Raw genomic sequence first — 18391 nt, 5'->3', positions numbered from 1 at the left:
CGGGGAGGCGACCCCTGCGGGGACGCCGGAGGCGCGGGTCGATCTCGACCCGCGCCTCCTCGTGTCGTCGACCGACCGACCGGTCGACGTCTCGCCTCCTACTTGCGGGAGGACGCGGCGCGACGCTTGTTGAAGACGTCGAACGCGACCGCGGCGAGCAGCACCAGGCCCTTGATGAGCGACTGGTACTCGCTGCCGACGCCGAGGATCGACATGCCGTTGTTCAGGATGCCGATGATCAGGCCGCCGACGATGGCGCCGGTGACCGTGCCGATGCCGCCCGTGACCGCCGCGCCGCCGATGAAGACGGCCGCGATGGCGTCGAGCTCGAACCCGTTGCCCGCGTTGCCGCTGGCGAGGTTGAGCTGGCCCGTGAAGACCAGGCCGGCGAGGGCCGAGATGACGCCCATGTTGACGAACAGCAGGAAGGTGACGCGCTTGGTCTTGACGCCCGACAGCTCGGCGGCGTGGAGGTTGCCTCCGATGGCGTAGACGTGGCGGCCGAAGACCGAGTTCTTCATCACCGTCGAGTAGACGACGACCAGGACGGCGAGCACGACCAGCACGATCGGGGTGCCCGAGTAGCTGGCGAGGAGGAACCCGATGTACATGACGAGGGCGACGGTGAAGACCATCTTCGTGACGAACCACAGGAAGGGCTCGTCCTCGAGCTGGTACTTGCGACGCGTGGCACGACCGCGGAGGCCCGTGCCGATCAGGGCGACGGCGGCGATGGCGCCGAGGATCAGCGTCAGGGGCTCGTAGCCCGTCGTGCCGAAGGCCGGCAGGAAGCCCGAGCCGATGTCGCGGAACCCCTGGGGGAAGGGCGAGATCTGCTTGGTCTGCAGGGCGATCTGCGCCGCGCCGCGGAAGGCGAGCATGCCCGCCAGCGTGACGATGAAGGCCGGGATGCCGAAGTAGGCGATCCAGAAGCCCTGCCAGGCGCCGACGAGGGCGCCGAGCACGAGGCAGAGCACCACGGCGACGGGCCAGGGCAGGCCCCACTGCGTGATCATGACCCCGGCCATGGCGCCCGTGAAGGCGACGATGGAGCCGACCGACAGGTCGATGTGGCCGGCGATGATCACCATCACCATGCCGATGGCGAGGATCAGGATGTAGCTGTTCTGGACGACCAGGTTCGAGACGTTGATCGGCGCGAGGGTGATGCCGTTGGTCGTGATCTGGAAGAACAGCACGATCACGATCAGCGCGATGAACAGGCCGATCTGGCGCAGCTGCCCGCCGAGGTACGAGACCGCACCGACGAGGGGGTTGCCGCCGGAGCCGGACTGCGGCTGACGGGAGGAGGGCGACCCGCCCGTGGGCTTCGGGTCGGTGGCCTGGGTGGGGCTAGGCGCGCTCATGGACGGGGCTCTCTCGTTCGAGGGTCATGTACTTCAGGAGGAACTCGGGGGTCGCCTCGGCGATCGGCACGTCGGCCGTGATGCGGCCCTCCGAGAGGGTGTAGACGCGGTCGCAGATGCCGAGCAGCTCGGGCAGCTCGCTCGAGATGACGATCACGCCCTTGCCGGAGTCGGCGAGCTGGTTGATGATCGAGTAGATCTCGTACTTCGCACCGACGTCGATGCCGCGGGTGGGCTCGTCGAGGATGAGCACGTCGGGGTCGGTGTACATCCACTTCGACAGCACGACCTTCTGCTGATTGCCGCCGGAGAGCTTGCCCGTCAGGGCGGCCACGCTCGGCGCCTTGATGTTCATGCTCTTGCGGTACCCCTCGGCGACGGTGCTCTCTTCCGAGCTGTTCACGAAGCCGGCGGTGGCGAGCTTGCGCAGGGCCGACCCCGAGACGTTGCGGGTGATGTCGTCGATCAGGTTGAGGCCGTACTTCTTGCGGTCCTCGGTGGCGTAGGCGATGCCGGCCGCGATGGCCTTGGTCACGGTGCTCGTGTCGATCTTCTGGCCCCGCTTGTAGACCGTGCCGGAGATGCCGGTGCCGTAGCTCCTGCCGAAGACGCTCATCGCGAGCTCGGTGCGCCCGGCGCCCATGAGGCCGGCGATGCCGACGATCTCGCCCGCACGGACGTTCAGGTTCGCCTGGTGGATGATCTCGCGCGACGCGTCGAGCGGGTGGTGCACCGTCCAGTCCTCGATGCGGAGGAGCTCCTCGCCGATGGACGACTCGTGCGCCGGGTAGCGGCTCTCGAGGTCGCGACCGACCATGCCCTTGATGATGCGGTCCTCCGAGACCTCGCCGGCGTGCATGTCGAGGGTCTCGATCGTCTTGCCGTCGCGGATGATCGTGACCTTGTCGGCGATCTCCTTGATCTCGTTGAGCTTGTGGCTGATGATGATCGACGTGATGCCCTGGCCCTGCAGGCTCTTGATGAGGTCGAGCAGGTGGGCGGAGTCGTCGTCGTTGAGGGCGGCCGTGGGCTCGTCCAGGATGAGCAGCTTGACCTTCTTCGAGAGGGCCTTCGCGATCTCGACGAGCTGCTGCTTGCCGACGCCGATGTCGGTGACCTTCGTGATGGGGTTGTCACGGAGGCCGACCCGGGCGAGCAGCCCGGCGGCGTCGAGGTTGGTCTTGTTCCAGTCGATGAAGCCGCCCTTGGACTGCTCGTTGCCGAGGAAGATGTTCTCGGCGATCGACAGGAAGGGGCTCAGGGCGAGCTCCTGGTGGATGATGACGACGCCCGCGGCCTCGGAGTCGTTGATGTTCTTGAACTCGACGGGCTGGCCGTCGAGGAGGATCTGGCCCTCGAAGGAGCCCGTCGGGTAGACGCCCGACAGCACCTTCATCAGCGTCGACTTGCCGGCGCCGTTCTCGCCGCAGATCGCGTGGACCTGGCCGCGCTCGACCTCCAGCGTGACGTCCTGCAGCGCCTTGACGCCGGGGAACGTCTTCGTGATGCCGCGCATCTCGAGGATCGTGTTCGCCACGTGTTCCTTCTTTCGTGCATGGGGTGGGGCAGGGCTGTGGAGCGGGGGAGGCACGGCGCGGCTGCACCGCGCCTCCCCCGCTCCGGTGAGGGACCTACTTGAGGTCGGCCTCGGTGTAGTAGCCGCTGTCGACGAGGACTTCCTTGTAGTTGTCCTTGGTGACGGTGACGGGCTGGAAGAGGTAGGTCGGGACGACCTTCTCGCCGTTGTCGTACGTCTTGTCGTCGTTGGTCTCGGGCGTGTCGCCCTTGAGCAGGTCGTCGGCCATCGTGACGGACTGGTCAGCGAGCTGACGGGTGTCCTTGTAGATGGTCGAGTACTGCTGGCCGGCGATGATCGACTTGACCGAGGCGGCCTCGGCGTCCTGGCCGGTCACGATCGGCAGGTCGGAGTCGCTGTAGCCGGCGCCCTCGAGGGCCGAGATGATGCCGATCGAGATGCCGTCGTAGGGCGAGAGCACGCCGTCGAGCTTGGTGCCGCCCGAGTAGGTCGACGCGATCAGGTTCTGCATGCGGGCCTTGGCGGTCGCCGGGTCCCACTGCTGCGTGGCGGCCTGGGTGAACTGGTCCTGGCCGGAGCCGATGGTCAGCGAGCCGTCCTCGATGTAGGGCTTGAGGGTGTCCATGGCGCCGTTGAAGAAGAACGTGGCGTTGTTGTCGTCGGAGCTGCCGGCGAACACCTCGATGGTCTTGGGCTCGGCGCCGTCGACCTTCTTGCCGTCGGCGTCGGCGAGGCCGAGGCCCGTGAGGAGGCTGGTGCCCTGGTCGACGCCGACCTTGTAGTTGTCGAACGAGACGTAGTAGTCGACGTTCTCGTTGCCGGTCAGCAGACGGTCGTACGAGATGACCTTGATGCCGGCCTTGGCGGCCGAGTCGAGCTGGTCGCTCAGCGAGCCGCCGTCGATCGAGGCGACGATGAGCACCTTGGCGCCCTTGGTGATCATGTTGCTGACCTGCTGGACCTGCTGCGGGATCTTGTTGTCGGCGTACTCGAGGTCGACCTTGTAGCCCTTGTCCTCGAGGGCGCTCTTGACAGCGTCGCCGTCCTTGATCCAGCGCTCGGAGACCTTGGTCGGCATCGCGACGCCGACGAGGGCGCCGGAGGTGTCGCCGCCGCTGCTGCCGCTGTCGGCGCCGCGGCCGCCCGCTCCGCCGGAGCAGCCGGCCAGGGAGACTGCCAGACCGGCGGCGACGATGCCGACGATGAGCTTCTTGTTCTTCACGGTGATTCCTTCGTGTCCGTGTCATCTCGACGGCGTCGTCGATGACGGATGGTGATGCTGTGGAGGTGGTGCTGAAGGGTGGTGCTCGTGCGTGGTGCTCGGTGGTGCGGACGGCCGGGGAGGCACGCGGGAGGGCGTGCCGGGCTGGCCGGTGGAGCGCGTCCTGGTCGGCGGCGGGGCCGCGTCGGGGACGGGCCGACGGGGTGCGTGAGCGCCCGTCGGGGGTCGGGGGTCAGACGGCGTCGAGCGCCGTGACGGAGGCGCGGCGAGCCGTGCCGCGGGTCGGCGACGCGGACGCGTCGGGCGCGGTCGCCGCGGGCGAGCGGCGGGGGCGGACGGTCGACGCGGGGGTGGCGCGCGAGCCGTCAGGGGTGCTGGTGTTCACGGTGACCTCTTCGTCAGAGAACGTGTCTCGGAGTGAACCGTCGTGCTCGATCACTGTCATGTGAGCGCTCACATCGGGTGGTTCGGGGCAATACTGAATGAGCATCCGTCCGATGTCAAGTCGTCCGCGCATCCGGCATGGTTCACACGTTCGCAACACGGCGTTCACGACCCTGAGCGGATGACGAGGCACCATGACTGCATGCTCGCCGTGACCGCCACCGTCCACACCGCGCACGACAGCGCCGGCCTGTTCTGGCTGTCACGCCGCCTGCTGGCCGAGCACGCGGCCGCCCGCGTCGACGAGGGGCAGTACCTCGTGCAGCTCGCCGACGCCGGCACGGTGCTGCTCACGGAGCTGCCCGACCTGCTCCGCTTCGACGTCGTGGTGCGCGACGAGCTGGCCGGGCGTCGCACCCGCCGCGCGCTCGAGGCGGCCCTGCTGCGGCTGTCGACCGGGACGGTGTCGGCGGTCACCTGGCAGTCCGAGCCGCTCGGCCACGAGGCGCTCAGCGCCTAGGGCGGCGGGCACAGGTGCCCGGCTGCCCGGGCGCCTGCGCCTGCGCCGCCGACGTCAGATCGCGGTGATCGTCCAGCTCGCGACGTGGCTCTCACCCGGAGCGAGGCGCACCAGGTCGATGCCGCTCGTGAAGGCGTCGGGCGGGCAGGTCATCGGCTCGACGGCGAGGCCGACGCGGTCGTTCTCGCGCTCCGGACGGTCGGCCGTGTGCACCTGCACCCAGGGCAGCTCGGGGCCCCAGGTCATCTCGACGCCCCCGCCGTCGGCCGCCGTCAGCCGTGCCGTCGCGACCTGGTCGTCGCCGGTGCGCGCCAGCTCGGTGAAGGCGTGGTCGACGAAGGTCTCGCCGACGACGCGCCCCTCGCGGAAGTCGAAGCCGTCGCGCTCGGTCACCCCGTGCACGCCGGTCGGCACGAGGCGGTCGTCGGTCACCTCGAGGTAGCTGTCGGCCGGCAGGGTGAGGGTCCAGTCGTCGACCCGGCCCTCGCCGGCGACGAGGTACGGGTGCGGCGCGACGCCGTAGGGCGCCTCGCCGTCGCCGACGTTGGTGGCCTCGACGGTCGTGGTGAGGCCGGCGTCGCCGAGCTCGTAGGTCGCACGGAGCGCCAGCCGCCAGGGGTAGCCGTCGCTCGGGGCGAGCTCCGTCACGAGGGAGGCGCGGTGCGGCTCGCTCGACTCCACGCGCCACTCGGCCCAGCCGACCAGCCCGTGCAGGGCGTGCCCCCGCTCGACCTCGTTGAGCGGCAGCTGCAGGGTCTCGCCCGCCTCGTCGTAGGCGCCGTCGACGATGCGGTTCGGCCACGGCGCGAGCAGCGCCCCGCGGTAGAGCGGGCGGACCACGTCGGCCGCGAACGGGACGACCAGGTCGCGGCCGTCGTGCGTGAGGCTGCGGAGGGTCGCGCCGACGGCCGCGAGCTCGGCCCGGTACGGGCCGTGCTCGAGCGAGACGGGCGCGCCGCTGACGGGCAGCGGGCCGGCGGGGCCGGTCAAGGTGGTGCCGGTCGTGGTGGGGGTGGTCGTGGTGACGTCAGGCACGGTGTCCTCCGAGGGCGACGGTGTCGAGGTGGGCGTTGCGGAAGCGACCCTCCGGGTCGACGGCGGCGGCGTGCGCCGCGAAGTCGTCGAGGCGAGGGTAGCGGGCGCGCAGCGTCTCGTGGTCGAGGGTCGCCACCTTGCCCCAGTGCGGTCGTGCGTCGAAGCCGGCCAGCGCCTCCTCGACCAGCGGCAGCACCGCCAGCACCGCCTCCGCTTGACGCCGCCACGTGAAGTGGAAGGCGACGCTCTGCCGGCCGCCGCTCGGGCTCAGCCACGCCGCGTCGGGCGCGACCGTGCGGATCTCGCTGACGAAGATGACATCCGCGAGCCGGTCGCCGATCGCCCGGAGCGCCTCGACGGCCGCGGCCGCGTGCTCGGCGGGCACCAGGTACTCGCTCTGGATCTCCTCCCCCGCGCTCGGCGTGAACTCCGCGCGGAAGTGCGGCAGCCGGTCGAGCCACGGCCCGGGCTCGCCGAGCTGGGGCGTCACCGCGTCGGCCGCCGTGTCGGGCAGCATGTGCAGCGCGGCCTCGGCCGGACGGCCGCCGAGCTCGCGGAGGTCGAGGCCCGACGAGCCGACGCCGTCGACCCGGGCCTTGCTCCAGACCTGCTCGACGACGTCGCCGGTGTAGCGGGTGAACAGGCTGACGCTGTAGGCGTGGGCGAGCACGGCGTCGAGCTGCTCGAGCGCGGCGGCCCAGGGCAGCCCCTGGTGGACGGTCTGCACGACGTCGAACGTCGGCACGGTGTCGAGCTCGAGGGCCGTCACGACGCCGAGGGCGCCGAGGCCGACGACCGTCGCCTCGAAGGCCTCGTCGCCGCGGCGGACGACGTCGAGCGAGCCGTCGGCGCGGACGATCTCGACCGCGCTGACCGAGGCCGAGAGGGCGGGGTTGCCGACGCCCGAGCCGTGGGTGCCGGTCTGGACGGCGCCGGCGACGGAGATGTGCGGCAGCGAGGCCAGGTTGGGCAGGGCCCGGCCGTGGCGCTGCAGCTCGCGGGCCAGCACGGCGTGCGTGGCGGCCGCGCCGACGCGGACGACGTCGCGGTCGGCGTCGAGCTCGATCGGCACGCCCAGCGCCTCGGTCGAGACGAGCACGCCGTCGGTGTCGGCGATGCGGCTGAACGAGTGGCGCGAGCCGAGCGCCTTCACGCGGCGGCTGGAGGCGACGACGTCGCGCAGCTCGTCGACGGTGGCCGGACGGCGGAGGTCGGTCGTCGAGTACTCGACGTTGGCGGCCCAGTTGTGCATGAGACTCCTTCGGCTCGGATGGCGGTGGCCAGTCTACGTGAGCGCTCACTCCGTCCGCCCGGGGCGACCGGTCCCCCTTCTCTGGGGCCGAGGTGTCCCCCCAACTGGGCCCGTGTCCTCCGTTGCGCGGACACCGGCCGTGCGGTTGCCTTGGCATGCGCCGACAGGACGGCGCCGCACCACCACGACCAGGGGACCCTCCAGCATGAGCACCACCAGCTCCGACGCCGACGGCGTCACCGCGACCGGCGCGCGCCTCGGCGCCCGCGGCCGGACCCGCCCCCGCGTCGACCCCGCCTCCGTCCGGCCCGAGCGCGTCGTCGCCCTCCGCCGCCGCAGCGCCCCCCGCTTCTACCTCACGTACCTGCAGTCGCCGAACGACGGCAGCGACCCCGCGGTGCCCCTCGGCACCTGCCTCGTGCTCCGTGCGATCGGCGGCCAGACGCCGCGCCGCGTGTCGGTCGAGCTGCCGCACGACGTCGTCCGCACCGCGTCGTCCCTCCGCCGCGGCGCCTCCGTCGGCATCGCCACGCCCGGCGAGCTCGACGAGCTGGCCGCCCTCGGCACCGTCTTCGTCGAGTGGGTCTCGCGCGACGGCGTCACCCGCACCGCCTGGCTGCGCGTGCCGCCGACCCCGGCGCGGTACCGGGCCGGGACCGCCCGCTAGGCCACGCCCGCCCGCTAGGTCGCGCCCGCCCGATGGGTCGAGCCCTCCCCCGGGGCGCGACCACCGCCTCCGGCACGGCCCCCTCAGCGGCGGTGCGACGCCGCGGGGTGGGAGTCGGGGAGGCGCGGGCCGCCCCCGGTGTACCGCTCACGCAGGGTCTGGCCCGGCACGTACGCCTCACGCACCCTGCCTCGACGCCGCAGCTCGGGCACGACGAGCTCGACGAAGTCGCGCAGCGTGTCGAAGGAGTGGTACTGGCGGAGGTTGATGCCGTCGATGCCCTCCTCGTCGAGCCAGCGCTCGATCTCGTCGGCGACGACCGTCGGGGTGCCGGCCACGAAGAACGCGCCGCCCCAGGCCTCGTCGACGCTGTCGACCAGCTGGCCGACGGTGATGTCGAGCGGCAGGGCCGCCGCCCCGGGGTGGTCGAGCCGCCCCTCCGCCTCGAGGGCCTCGCGCACGGTGCGGTCGCGCGGGTGCGAGGGGGCGTCGAACGGGACGCTGCGGTGCACGAGCGCGCCCTGCTCGCTCGCGAACGACCGGTAGAGGGCCAGCTTCTCGGCCACCGCCTCCTCGGTCTCGGCCGTGATGACGCCGGCCTGCACGATGAAAGACACGTCGTCCGCCGACCGGCCGGCGTCGACGGCCGCGGCGCGCGTCGCCTCGGCCACCTGACGCACGGCCCGGCCGCCGGTGAACACCACCTCGGCGTGCTGGGCGGCCTGCGCGACGCCGGTGGGCGACGCCGTCGCGAGGAAGAGCACCGGGGTCCGCTGCGGCGACGGCTCGCTGAGGTGCGGGCCGGCGACCCGGAAGAACCGGCCCACGTGGTCGATCGCGTGCACCTTCGACGGGTCGGTGTAGACGCCCGAGCCGGGAGCCAGGCCGTCGGCCGCGGGGTCGGCGACGACGGCGTCGTCCTCCCACGAGCCCTCCCACAGGGCGTAGAGCACCTCGAGGTACTCCGCGGCGCGGGCGTACCTCTCTTCCTTGGGGATCTGGTCGTCGAGGCCGAAGTTGCGGGCGGCGCTCGGCAGGTACGAGGTGACGACGTTCCAGCCGACCCGCCCCTTGGTGAGGTGGTCGAGGGTCGACATGCGGCGGGCGAACGCGAACGGCGGCTCGTAGCTCGTCGACGCCGTGACGCCGAAGCCGAGGTGCTCGGTGACGGCGGCCATGACGGGCACGACCAGCATCGGGTCGTTCGCCGGCGCCTGGATGCCCTCGAGCAGCGCCGGGGCGGGGCTGTCGCCGTACACGTCGTAGGTGCCCAGCACGTCGGCGAGGAAGACGGCGTCGAAGCCGCCGCTCTCGGCGAGGCGGGCCAGCTCGATCCAGTACGCCATGTCGGTGTACTCGCGCCGGTGGTTGCCGGGCAGGCGCCAGAGGCCGTGCGTGATGTGCCCGACGCAGTTCATCTCGAACAGGTTGAGGATGAGCTGCTTGGGGCGGGTCTCGGTGTCGGTCACGTCGACGACGATGCCACACCGCGCCTCCGGCCGGGGGCGCGTTGCGCCGCGTTGCGGCCCGTTGCGGCGGGTGGCCGGGGCCGGGGCGGGGCGGGCGTCGCCCTGCGCTGGGTCGGTGCGGGTCGGGCCGGGGCTCAGCGGCGGCGGCCGCCCGTGACGGCCGGGCCGGAGCCCGTCGCCGTGCCGCGCACCACCGGCACCGACCCCGTCACGGCCGCGACCGACGAGGTGATGGTGCGGAGGCTCGACGTCGACAGCTGCTCCTGCGCGTGGCCGTGACGGGGGAAGCCGCGGCGGGCCAGCGCCACCACGACGAAGCTCGCGGCGACGACCACCGCCGCCGAGAACGGCAGCGCGCCGAGGCCGGTGACCCCGGTCAGCTGCGCGCCGAGCGCCGCGCCGCCGGCGATGCCGACGTTCGAGCCCGCGTTGATGAGCGCGCCCGCGATGTCGGGGCTGACGCCGCCCGCGCGGATCGCCGCCGCCATGAAGAGCGTGCCGGTCGTGCCGTTCGCGGCGACCCACACGCCCGCGACGACGAAGGTGCCGACGAGCGAGCCGTGCACCAGCGGCAGCGCCGCGAGGGCCACGGCCATCGTCGCCACGGCGACGAGCAGCGTCTGCCGCGGGGCGCGGTCGACGAAGGCGCCCGCCGTCAGCAGCCCGACCACGCCGGTCGCCCCGAGCACCAGCAGCGCCGTGCCGACCGCGTCGTCGCCGAGGCCCGCGGTCACCAGGTACGGCCCGACGTACGTGTAGACCACGTAGTGCCCGGCGAAGAGCAGCAGGTCGGCGACGACCACGGCGAGCAGCCCGGTGCGGGCCCACGACCGGACCGAGCCGACGTGCGGGTACGACTCGCCCCGCACCGCGGGCAGGAACGCCACCGCGACGACGGCGAGCAGCGCGGAGGCGGCGGCCACGGCCCCGACGGCGGCCCGCCAGCCGAGGTGGTCGCCGACCGTCGTCGCGAGCGGCACCCCGATGACGAAGCCGAGCGAGCTGCCCGAGTAGACGAACGCGATCGCGCGGCCGGCCAGCCGGGGAGGAACGATGCGCGTCGCGTAGGCCGACGCGACGGAGAAGAAGAGGGCGTGCGCGACGCCGCCGACGACCCGGCCGGCGCACACCACGGCGAAGGAGGGAGCCAGCGCCACGATGAGGTTCGACGCCGTGTAGCCGACGAGCGTGGTCACGAGCACGGCCTTGCGCGGCACGCGGGCCGTGGCCCAGGTGAGCGGCAGGGCGAGCAGGGCGACGGCGAGCGCGTAGACCGTGACGACGACGCCCATGCGCGACTCGGAGACGCCGAGGTCGACGCTCATCGTCGACAGCAGGCCGACCGGCATGAGCTCGGTGGTGATGGCGAGGAAGGTCGACAGGCCGAGCACGGCGATGCCGACCACGGCCGACGGGGTCAGCACGTGGACGGTGCCGCGGGCGGCGGCGGCCTCGGCGGCGAGGTCGGCGGTGCCGACGTCGCTGACGCGCATCGAGCCCGTGTAGGTCGAGGGCACGCGGACGGGCTCGGTCTCGGGCCGGTCGGCGGGGCGGGTGGTGGTGTCGGTCACGAGGGCCTCCGTTCTCCCGCACGGAGGCGCACGACGACGAGCGTCGGGACGCGCCGGGGCCGGGGCCGGGGCGCTGCGCACTCGTCGCGGGTCAGGTCTGACGGGTGTGGGGGTGTTGCCGCTCCACGACGAGGGCGCTGTCCGTCCAGTGTGACACGGCCCCCTCCCCCGCCCGCAAGGCCCCCGAGCGGGCCGGGCTACGCCCTGGGCGCACGCACCGGCGGGGCCCCCGGCGCGCGCCCCGGGTCGACGCGGGCCCCGGCGGCGTCGCGCGCCGCGACGAGCAGGTCGGTGAGGACGGTGCCGCGCGACCCCGCGTCCTCCGGGTGCCACTGCACGCACCAGAGGGGCGCCTCCTCGTGCTCCATCGCCTCGGGCGTGCCGTCGGCGGCCCAGGCGACCACGCGGAGGCCCCGCCCCGGCCGGGCGACGGCCTGGTGGTGCGAGCTGCGCACGTCGAGGGTCGTGGCCCCGAGCACGCTGGCGAGGCTGCTGTCGTCGGCGACGCTGACGACGTGGTCGACCATGCTGTCGTCGACGTCGGCCGCGACGTGGCCGTCGAGGTGCTGCACGAGGTCGCCGCCGAGGGCGACGTTCACGAGCTGCATGCCGCGGCAGATGCCGACCAGCGGCACGCGCGCCGCCACGGCCGCGCGCACCAGGGCGATCTGCGCCCGGTCGGCGTCGGGGAAGGTCTGGCCGCCGTGCGGCTCGGCGACGTCGCCGTCGTAGGTCGACGGGTCGACGTCCTCGCCGCCGGTGAGCACGACGGCGTCGGCCGCGGCCAGCCGGCGCCCCAGCTCGTCGTCGCCGGCCTGCGCGGCGGCCACGCGGTCGACCACGAGGCCGAGCGCCTCGGCGGCGGCGACGACGGAGGCGGTGAGCCGCTGCAGCTCGGCCTCGAACGCGGGGTCGTCGCGGCCGCCGTCGGCCACGTCGACGACGAGCAGGCGCCGGGCGCCGTGGGCGTCGGCGGGGCGGGCGTCGGCGGGGCTGGCCTCGTCGGGGCGGGCGTCGTCGTGTCGAGGGCTCAGGAGCGACATGCGCCCATCGTGCCACCCGGGGCACGACGCCACGCCGTCTCCTGAGAGCTCGACGCGACCCGCCGCTCGGCAGGGCGCACGGCGGTCCGGGCCGGTACCGTCGGAGGCGCACGACCCCGGACCACGCCGGGGCGGCAGAGAGGTCACGCCATGTTCGAACCGGAGAACCTCCGAGACTGGGTCGGCCTCGCGGTCGTCGACCCCACCGGCGACAAGATCGGCACGCTCGAGAGCATCTACTTCGACACGTCGAGCGACGTGCCGTCGTTCGCCGCCGTCCAGGTCGGCATCCTCGGCCGCACCCGCCTCGTCTTCGTGCCGCTCGACGGCGCGCTGGTCGCGCCGAAGCACCTCAAGGTGCAGTTCGACAAGAAGCTCGCGAAGGAGGCGCCGTCGATCGAGACCGACGGCGAGCTCGAGGCCCAGCGCGAGCAGGAGCTGTTCGCCTACTACAGCCTGCCCTACACGCTCGGCACGGGCGGCGAGCGGCGGCTCGGCCGCCGCTAGGCGGCGCCCGTCGGTCGACGGGGGCAGCGAGGAGGCGCGGTGCCGGTCGGCACCGCGCCTCTCGTCGTGCAGGCGGGCAGGAATGCGGGCAGGCGGGCGGGCGGCCGGCCGGCCGCGCCGCGCCGCCCGCGGCTCGGCTAGCGCGTGCCCCGCACCCGGATCTCGGCCAGGCCCACGTTTCCCGTGCTGGCGCTGACCCCGGTGACGGTGAAGCGCACCGACGTGGTGCTGCGGCTCGGGAACGACACCGTGGTGGCCGAGCCGTCGTCCGCCAGGGCGGGCACGTCGACGGTCGACCCGTCGGAGAAGGTCAGGGTGCCGGCGGTCACCTGGTCGGAGCCGTTGGGCCGGTCGTGCAGCACGACCTGGTCGGTCGTCACCGCCGTCGGCCAGGTCAGCGTCAGGGTGACGCCGGTGCGCCCCCAGGGGGCGACCCACTCGGCGGTCGGCGCGGTCGGGTACCCGTCGGCCACGCCGTCGATCGCCTTGTCGGCGGTCTGGCCCGTCGACGGGTCGTCCCACGCCGCCGTCGCGACGGCGCCGGCCGTGACGTCGACACGGGTCGGGGCGGGGGCCGGGGCGGGCGTCGTGGTCGCCGCGGCGGTCGACTGCACCCGCACCTCGGCCAGGCCGACGTTCCGGGTGGTCGACGACACGGCCGTCACCGTGACGCGCACCGACGAGACGGAGCGGGCCGGGAACGAGACCGTGGTGGCGCCTCCCCCGTTCGCCAGCGCGGGCACCGTGACGGTCGAGCCGTCGGAGAACGTCAGGGTCGCGCCCGTCACCTGGTCGTCGGCGTTCGGACGGTCGCTCAGCACCAAGCAGTCGACGCTGCGGGCCGCGGCCCAGGTGAGCTGGAGCCACGAGCCGGCGCGGCCGCCGACCGTCGCCCACTCGGCGGTGGCGACGCCCGGGTAGCCGTCGGCGACGCCGTCGATCGCGGCGGCGGCGGTCTGGCCGTCGGCGCCGTTCTCCGAGCTGGCGGTCGCGACCGCGCCGGCGGTCACGTCGGTCGCCGGGTCGGTCGGGGTCGGCGTCGTCGGGGCGGGCGTCGTCGGGGTCGTCGGGGCGGGCGTCGTGGTGACGGGCCCTCCGCCCGGGGCGGTCGTGGTCGGCGTGCCGACCGTCTGCTCGCGCGACAGCCAGGAGTACTCCGGGCGGCCCCAGCAGGCGTCCCAGCTCGCGCAGGTGCCGTCGTCGGAGGCCGCGTACCGGAAGAACGCCAGCGACTTGGCCCGCACCTGGTCGTCGGTGAGGTTCACCGGGAGCTGAGAGAGGCCGTAGCCCCGCCAGCCGGCGAAGCCGGGAGCGGTGGTGAGCTGCCGCCGCGCCGCGTCGGTGAGGTAGGCGACGACGTGGTGGTCGGGGTGGTCGCCGTCGTCGATCGCTCCGACGTGGTCGAGGGTGTCGACGTTGGTCGGGGCCACGCCCTTCATGATCGTGACGAGCTGCGCGCGGAGCTCGCCCAGCGAGTAGCTCGTGAGCCCGTCGACGGTGCTGAGGCGCGACTGCGTGCCCGCCCACAGCTGGGGCAGGCTCTGCCGGCCGGTGGCCGCGAAGCCCTTCCCGTCGAGGCCGCCGTCGGGGAGGTGCAGGAAGACCATCTGGACCTTCGACGACCCGCCGAGGCGGGAGAGCCCGACGGCTCGGCCGCCGAGCGAGACGGTCGTCGACGACCACGTGTCGGCCACGCCGAGCGTCTGCGCGTAGGCCGCCCGGACCCCGGCCTCGCGGCCGCGCCAGTAGGTCGACGCACGCCCCGCGTCGCCCGCGGTGACGTAGACCGTGGTGACGCAGCGCCCGGCACGGAGGTCGGTGCCGAGGGCCGTGCTCTGGAAGAGCAGGTCGTCGTCCTGGTGCGCGACGACCGACAGCGTGGTGCCGGCCGCGCAGCCGGACTGCCGCAGCGACGGGGCGGCGGGCAGGGCGGCGGTGCCGGTGGTCGCGGCCTCGGCCGGCGCGGCCAGCGGCCCGACGAACAGCGGCGCGAGGGCCAGCGCGGCGACGGCGACGGCCACGAGGCGGAGGGCGCGGGGGGACGGGCGCCGGGGCGTCCTGCGGGTGCCGACCCGCGACTCCCCCCGGCTCGGGGCCGTCGTGCTGGTCGGCTCACTCATCGCCGGCTCCTGTCGTGCTCAGTCGGTAGAGGGTGGCGGTGGGCGTCGTCATGACGGCCTCCCAGCGGTCGTCGGCCGCGAACGCCGCGGCGAGCTCGGTGTAGTCGTCGTACGACTGGAAGCCGTAGCGGTCGTCGTAGGCGCCGACCACGTCGGAGACGAGGACCCACCGCTCGGTCGCGTCCCACGCCTCGAGGCCCGAGGTGAGGCGCGCCTCGTCGGCGGCCGCGTCGTACGACGACGTGTCGGGCCAGCCGCCGAGCGCCTCACGGGTGAGGTACTGCACCTGGTCGTAGCGGGCGGTGCGGGCCCCGGGGGTGGCGTTGCCGGTGCCGGGCACGAGCAGCGCGGCGCCGGCGGCCGCGGTCTCCTCGTAGCGGGAGGTGACGCGCGTCGTGTCGGCGCTCGCGACCCGGTTCCAGTCGAGGGCGGTCGCGCCGAAGACGTTCACGCCGACCACGACGACGAGGGCGACCGAGGTCACGACCACCGCGGCCCGCCGGCGGGCACGGGCGGAGGACCGGGCCAGCCGCGGCAGCAGCCGGTGCCAGGGCAGCGACGCCGCGAGCACGCTCAGCCACGGCGCGGCGAACAGCGTGACGCGGAAGATGCCCTCGGCGCCGTAGTTCGTGGCGACCACCAGGCTGACCGGGCTGACCGCCGCGACGGCGAGCGCCCAGGCACGGCGGTCGCCCCGTCGCAGCACGACCGTCACGAGCGCGACGAGGCCGAGCAGCACGAGCACGGCCGCGGGCAGCGCGAAGGCGAGGGTCTTGACGACCGGCACGGGCAGGGTCGCGGCCGAGTGCGCGGGCGGCGCGGCGTTCGACACCACGTCGCCGAAGGCGGTCGGCAGCAGGAAGGCCCCGAGCACCGACGCGTTCGACAGCGCCCACAGCACGGCGGGCACCAGCACCAGCGCCGGCAGCCACCACGGGCGGACCAGCCGGAACGCGACGAACACGACCAGCGCCGCCGTGGTGAGGTACGGCGAGATTTGGTGCGTGACGGCGAGGGCACAGCCCAGCACCAGCACGGCGGCGAGGCGCCACGGCGCGACCGACGCGGGGCGCGACCGACGTCGCGCGCCCGAGATCGGCGGGCGACCGCTGAGGGCCAGTGCGAAGACCGACAGCGAGAGCACGACGCCGAGCGACTGGGGCGAGAAGTACAGCGTGTTGAGCGTGAGCGTCAGGCCGAACAGCCCGCCGGCGATCCAGGCGCGGCCGTCGTCGGTCAGGAACCTCGCCGCGAGGACGGTCGCCGCGAGGGTGATCAACGGGCTGATCATCACCGGCCACCAGGTCGCGACCACCATCACGTCGCGGAGGCCCGCGACGTCGGCGGCCCAGGCCACGGCCGCGAACAGCCCCGACCACGACTGGAAGATGTCGACGCCGGTCGACGTGCCGCCGTTCGCCCGGATCGACTCGACCACGCCGACGTGCCGCGCCGCCGAGACCATCGTCGGGGTGCCGTAGGCGATCGCCTGCGACAGCACCGCGGCGCCGCTCAGGCTCATCAGGGGCAGCGCCGGGCTGCGTCGCGACACGACGGCGACGACCGCGGCCGCCACGAGCAGCACGAGGCCGGCCCACCACAGCGGGCCCTCGATCGAGAGCAGGCCGCCGGGGGGCGGGTCGCCCCGGACGAGCAGCGACGCCACGACCACGAGGGCGACCCCGGCGACGGTGGCGAGGGGCACCAGCGGGAGGCGGGCGGTCGACGCGGCCCGCGCCTCGGCGGGGGCCTCGGGGTCCAGTGCCCGTCGGTCCAGGGCACGGGGGTCCGGGGCCTGGTCGCCGGGCCGAGGCACCTCGACGGCCGGGGCCTCCGGGAGGCGCCCGTCCCGGAGTGCCCGGAGGTCGCGTCGCACCGCGACCACCAGCATCACGACGGTGGCGGTCGCGACGACGACGGCCGCGGGGACGGGCACCCAGACGTGCAGGGTCGCCATCGTGATGCCGGTCAGCACCGCGGCGACGAGACCGCCGACCAGAGCCACCAGGGTGAAGCGGGAGGCGCGCAGCGGGCGCGCGAGGAGCGCCGGCGCGACGCCGAGCTCGAGCAGCAGGAAGACCGTGGCGGTCGCCTGGCGCAGCACGACGAGGTCGGCGACCAGCGCGACCGCGAGGCCGAGCAGGGTGAGGGCGACGAGCGCGGCGGCCGCGAGGCGCGACACAGGGCCCATCGTCGGGACGGGCAGGGGGGTTCCGTCGCGCGGGAGCTCGGGGTGCACGCCGTCGGGGCGCGCGCTCACGGTGACGGGGACGACTCGGGGCACGAGCGATCTCCAGGGGTTGCCGTCGGCGGGGAGGGACGTGCTCGCCCGCCGAGCCTGGGTGGGGCGGGGCGGAGGGGTCGCGGGCACGCACGGTCGAGGCCGGCGTCGTTCGGGTACGGCGGGCGCGGGTAGCCTGCCGGTCCTGTGAGTGTAGCCCGGCACCCCGGAGGCCCCGCGACCCTCGAACGGGTGGCATCAGGGCGTTTCTGCGGGCAGGACGGCCGCTCGGCTTGACCACGGAGCCCCCGGCGGCGAGGCTGTCGACGGCCCTCCCGGCCGCGAGCTGCTCGCGGCGACCCCGACGCGGACGGCCGGAGAGCTGAGACGTGCCCCGCAGACCCCCGCGCCCGAGGCGCGTCGTCGCGGCCGTCGGGCTGCTCGTCGCCGCCGTCGCCGTGGCCGTCGCGGCCACCGTGTCGACGAGCACGGCGCGGCAGGCGGACGACGCGGGCGGCCCCACCTCGACCTCGACCTCGACGCCCGGGAGGCACCCCGACGTGACCGACCGCCCCTCCAGCACGCCGAGCCCGGAGCCGACGAGCTCGGCCGCGGCCGAGCCTGCGCCGTCGACGGGGGCGGACGGGACGGGGGTCGGCGCGGTCGCGCCGACCGGCAGCGGCCAGGCGATGCCGGCCAGCTCGGGGCCCGGCTGGACGCGCACCTTCTCGGACGACTTCGCGCACCCGGTCGCGGCCGGGCGCTTCCCCGGTCGGTACGACGACAGCTGGGTCGCCTACGACGGCTTCACCGACACGTCGGGCATCGGCGACTACCGGGCCGACGCGGTGTCGGTGCGCGACGGCGTGCTCGACCTCGCGGTGTCGGCCGGCGACGGCGCCGTCACGAGCGCCGCCGTGGTGCCGCTCGTCGGCGGCGAGTGGGGCGGGCAGGTGCACGGGCGGTTCAGCGTGCGGATGCGGGCCGACGCGGTGCCCGGGTTCTACGCGGCCTTCCTGCTCTGGAGCGACGACAACGACTGGGACGACGGCGAGGTCGACTTCCCCGAGGGGCGCCTCGACGGCACGGTCAACGGCTACAACCACACGCCGGGCGACCCGTCGGTGAACTCGTTCGTCGGCGACACCGGCATCTCCTTCGACGGCTGGCACACGTACACGATCGAGTGGCGGCCCGACCGGATCGACTACCTCGTCGACGACCGCGTGTGGGCGACCACGAGCGAGGCGCTGCCCACGGCGTCGATGCACTGGGTGATGCAGGTCGAGGCGGCCGGCGAGACGCCGCCGGACGGCGCAGGGCACGTCGAGATCGACTGGGCGACGATCGACCGGTACGACGGCTGAGCCGGGCCGCGGCGCGCGTCGACGGTTCAGGGCGCAGCGCCTGCCCGGGCCGACAGCGGCCCCGCGGCGCGGCCCGCCCCTGAACGCTCGACGTCAGGCCGCGCTGCGG

Annotated in this window: 15 protein-coding genes; 4 read left to right on the top strand and 11 right to left on the bottom strand. The window is 74.0% G+C overall.

What is annotated here, in order from left to right; translation table 11 throughout:
• Positions 1–98: 98 nt before the first annotated feature.
• The 4 genes from mmsB to ASF82_RS02010 all read right to left on the bottom strand — a co-directional run bounded on the left by mmsB (position 99) and on the right by ASF82_RS02010 (position 4511).
• Positions 99–1367, bottom strand: a complete 1269-nt coding sequence (gene mmsB / locus ASF82_RS02025; protein ID WP_082514232.1) for a multiple monosaccharide ABC transporter permease — start codon at positions 1365–1367, stop codon at positions 99–101.
• A complete protein-coding gene (mmsA, locus tag ASF82_RS02020) occupies positions 1354–2904 on the bottom strand; it encodes a multiple monosaccharide ABC transporter ATP-binding protein (RefSeq protein WP_156369888.1) in 1551 nt (516 codons plus the stop codon). Before mmsA ends, mmsB begins: the two co-directional genes overlap by 14 nt.
• Positions 2905–2998: 94 nt before the next feature.
• Positions 2999–4126: a multiple monosaccharide ABC transporter substrate-binding protein gene (gene chvE, locus ASF82_RS02015; RefSeq protein WP_056052745.1), complete on the bottom strand. Its 1128-nt coding sequence runs from the start codon at positions 4124–4126 to the stop codon at positions 2999–3001.
• A 232-nt stretch (positions 4127–4358) separates the two neighbouring features.
• On the bottom strand, positions 4359–4511 hold the full coding sequence (locus ASF82_RS02010) for a hypothetical protein (RefSeq protein WP_156369887.1): 153 nt from the start codon (positions 4509–4511) through the stop codon (positions 4359–4361).
• 201 nt (positions 4512–4712) lie between these two features.
• Between ASF82_RS02010 and ASF82_RS02005 the strand changes: the two genes are divergently transcribed.
• On the top strand, positions 4713–5030 hold the full coding sequence (locus ASF82_RS02005) for a hypothetical protein (protein ID WP_056052739.1): 318 nt from the start codon (positions 4713–4715) through the stop codon (positions 5028–5030).
• A gap of 54 nt (positions 5031–5084) precedes the next feature.
• On the opposite strand, the gene ASF82_RS02000 is transcribed toward ASF82_RS02005, so the two are convergent.
• On the bottom strand, positions 5085–6065 hold the full coding sequence (locus ASF82_RS02000; protein ID WP_235491137.1) for an aldose 1-epimerase family protein: 981 nt from the start codon (positions 6063–6065) through the stop codon (positions 5085–5087).
• Entirely contained in the window at positions 6058–7317 is a 1260-nt protein-coding gene (locus ASF82_RS01995) for a D-arabinono-1,4-lactone oxidase (protein WP_056052735.1), read from the bottom strand. Before ASF82_RS01995 ends, ASF82_RS02000 begins: the two co-directional genes overlap by 8 nt.
• Positions 7318–7522: 205 nt before the next feature.
• Between ASF82_RS01995 and ASF82_RS01990 the strand changes: the two genes are divergently transcribed.
• Entirely contained in the window at positions 7523–7984 is a 462-nt protein-coding gene (locus ASF82_RS01990) for a hypothetical protein (protein WP_056052731.1), read from the top strand.
• 83 nt (positions 7985–8067) lie between these two features.
• Here the strand turns inward: ASF82_RS01990 and ASF82_RS01985 are convergent, their stop codons facing one another.
• From ASF82_RS01985 to ASF82_RS01975, 3 genes are all read right to left on the bottom strand, one after another.
• Positions 8068–9453, bottom strand: a complete 1386-nt coding sequence (locus tag ASF82_RS01985; protein ID WP_235491136.1) for an NtaA/DmoA family FMN-dependent monooxygenase — start codon at positions 9451–9453, stop codon at positions 8068–8070.
• 134 nt (positions 9454–9587) lie between these two features.
• Complete coding sequence (locus ASF82_RS01980; protein WP_056052728.1) at positions 9588–11024, bottom strand: MFS transporter; 1437 nt, start codon at positions 11022–11024, stop codon at positions 9588–9590.
• A gap of 197 nt (positions 11025–11221) precedes the next feature.
• Complete coding sequence (locus tag ASF82_RS01975) at positions 11222–12067, bottom strand: gamma-glutamyl-gamma-aminobutyrate hydrolase family protein (protein ID WP_082514231.1); 846 nt, start codon at positions 12065–12067, stop codon at positions 11222–11224.
• A gap of 150 nt (positions 12068–12217) precedes the next feature.
• On the opposite strand from ASF82_RS01975, the gene ASF82_RS01970 reads away from it, so the two are divergent.
• Entirely contained in the window at positions 12218–12574 is a 357-nt protein-coding gene (locus ASF82_RS01970; protein WP_056052725.1) for a PRC-barrel domain-containing protein, read from the top strand.
• A gap of 137 nt (positions 12575–12711) precedes the next feature.
• Here the strand turns inward: ASF82_RS01970 and ASF82_RS01965 are convergent, their stop codons facing one another.
• Positions 12712–14694 (bottom strand): PIG-L family deacetylase, encoded by a 1983-nt coding sequence (locus ASF82_RS01965; protein ID WP_082514230.1) that lies wholly within the window; start codon positions 14692–14694, stop codon positions 12712–12714.
• On the bottom strand, positions 14687–16978 hold the full coding sequence (locus ASF82_RS01960; protein ID WP_056052718.1) for a hypothetical protein: 2292 nt from the start codon (positions 16976–16978) through the stop codon (positions 14687–14689). The genes ASF82_RS01965 and ASF82_RS01960 overlap by 8 nt, the downstream gene beginning before the upstream one ends.
• 326 nt (positions 16979–17304) lie before the next feature.
• Between ASF82_RS01960 and ASF82_RS01955 the strand changes: the two genes are divergently transcribed.
• Positions 17305–18282 (top strand): glycoside hydrolase family 16 protein, encoded by a 978-nt coding sequence (locus ASF82_RS01955; protein WP_056052715.1) that lies wholly within the window; start codon positions 17305–17307, stop codon positions 18280–18282.
• The last annotated feature ends 109 nt before the right edge of the window (positions 18283–18391 follow it).

This window comes from Frigoribacterium sp. Leaf164, from assembly GCF_001423665.1.
In the GTDB taxonomy this organism is placed as follows: Bacteria; Actinomycetota; Actinomycetes; order Actinomycetales; family Microbacteriaceae; genus Frigoribacterium; species Frigoribacterium endophyticum.
Note: the sequence above shows the minus strand (reverse complement) of the source record. Positions and strands in the feature narration are given on the sequence as shown.

What these genes read in the sequence shown, in the direction of transcription:
- mmsB (WP_082514232.1), bottom strand. Translation starts at nt 1,367, where the DNA reads ATGAGCGCGCCTAGCCCCACCCAGGCCACCGACCCGAAGCCCACGGGC.
- ASF82_RS02005 (WP_056052739.1), top strand. Translation starts at nt 4,713, where the DNA reads ATGCTCGCCGTGACCGCCACCGTCCACACCGCGCACGACAGCGCCGGC.
- ASF82_RS01995 (WP_056052735.1), bottom strand. Translation starts at nt 7,317, where the DNA reads ATGCACAACTGGGCCGCCAACGTCGAGTACTCGACGACCGACCTCCGC.
- ASF82_RS01990 (WP_056052731.1), top strand. Translation starts at nt 7,523, where the DNA reads ATGAGCACCACCAGCTCCGACGCCGACGGCGTCACCGCGACCGGCGCG.
- ASF82_RS01975 (WP_082514231.1), bottom strand. Translation starts at nt 12,067, where the DNA reads ATGTCGCTCCTGAGCCCTCGACACGACGACGCCCGCCCCGACGAGGCC.
- ASF82_RS01970 (WP_056052725.1), top strand. Translation starts at nt 12,218, where the DNA reads ATGTTCGAACCGGAGAACCTCCGAGACTGGGTCGGCCTCGCGGTCGTC.
- ASF82_RS01965 (WP_082514230.1), bottom strand. Translation starts at nt 14,694, where the DNA reads ATGAGTGAGCCGACCAGCACGACGGCCCCGAGCCGGGGGGAGTCGCGG.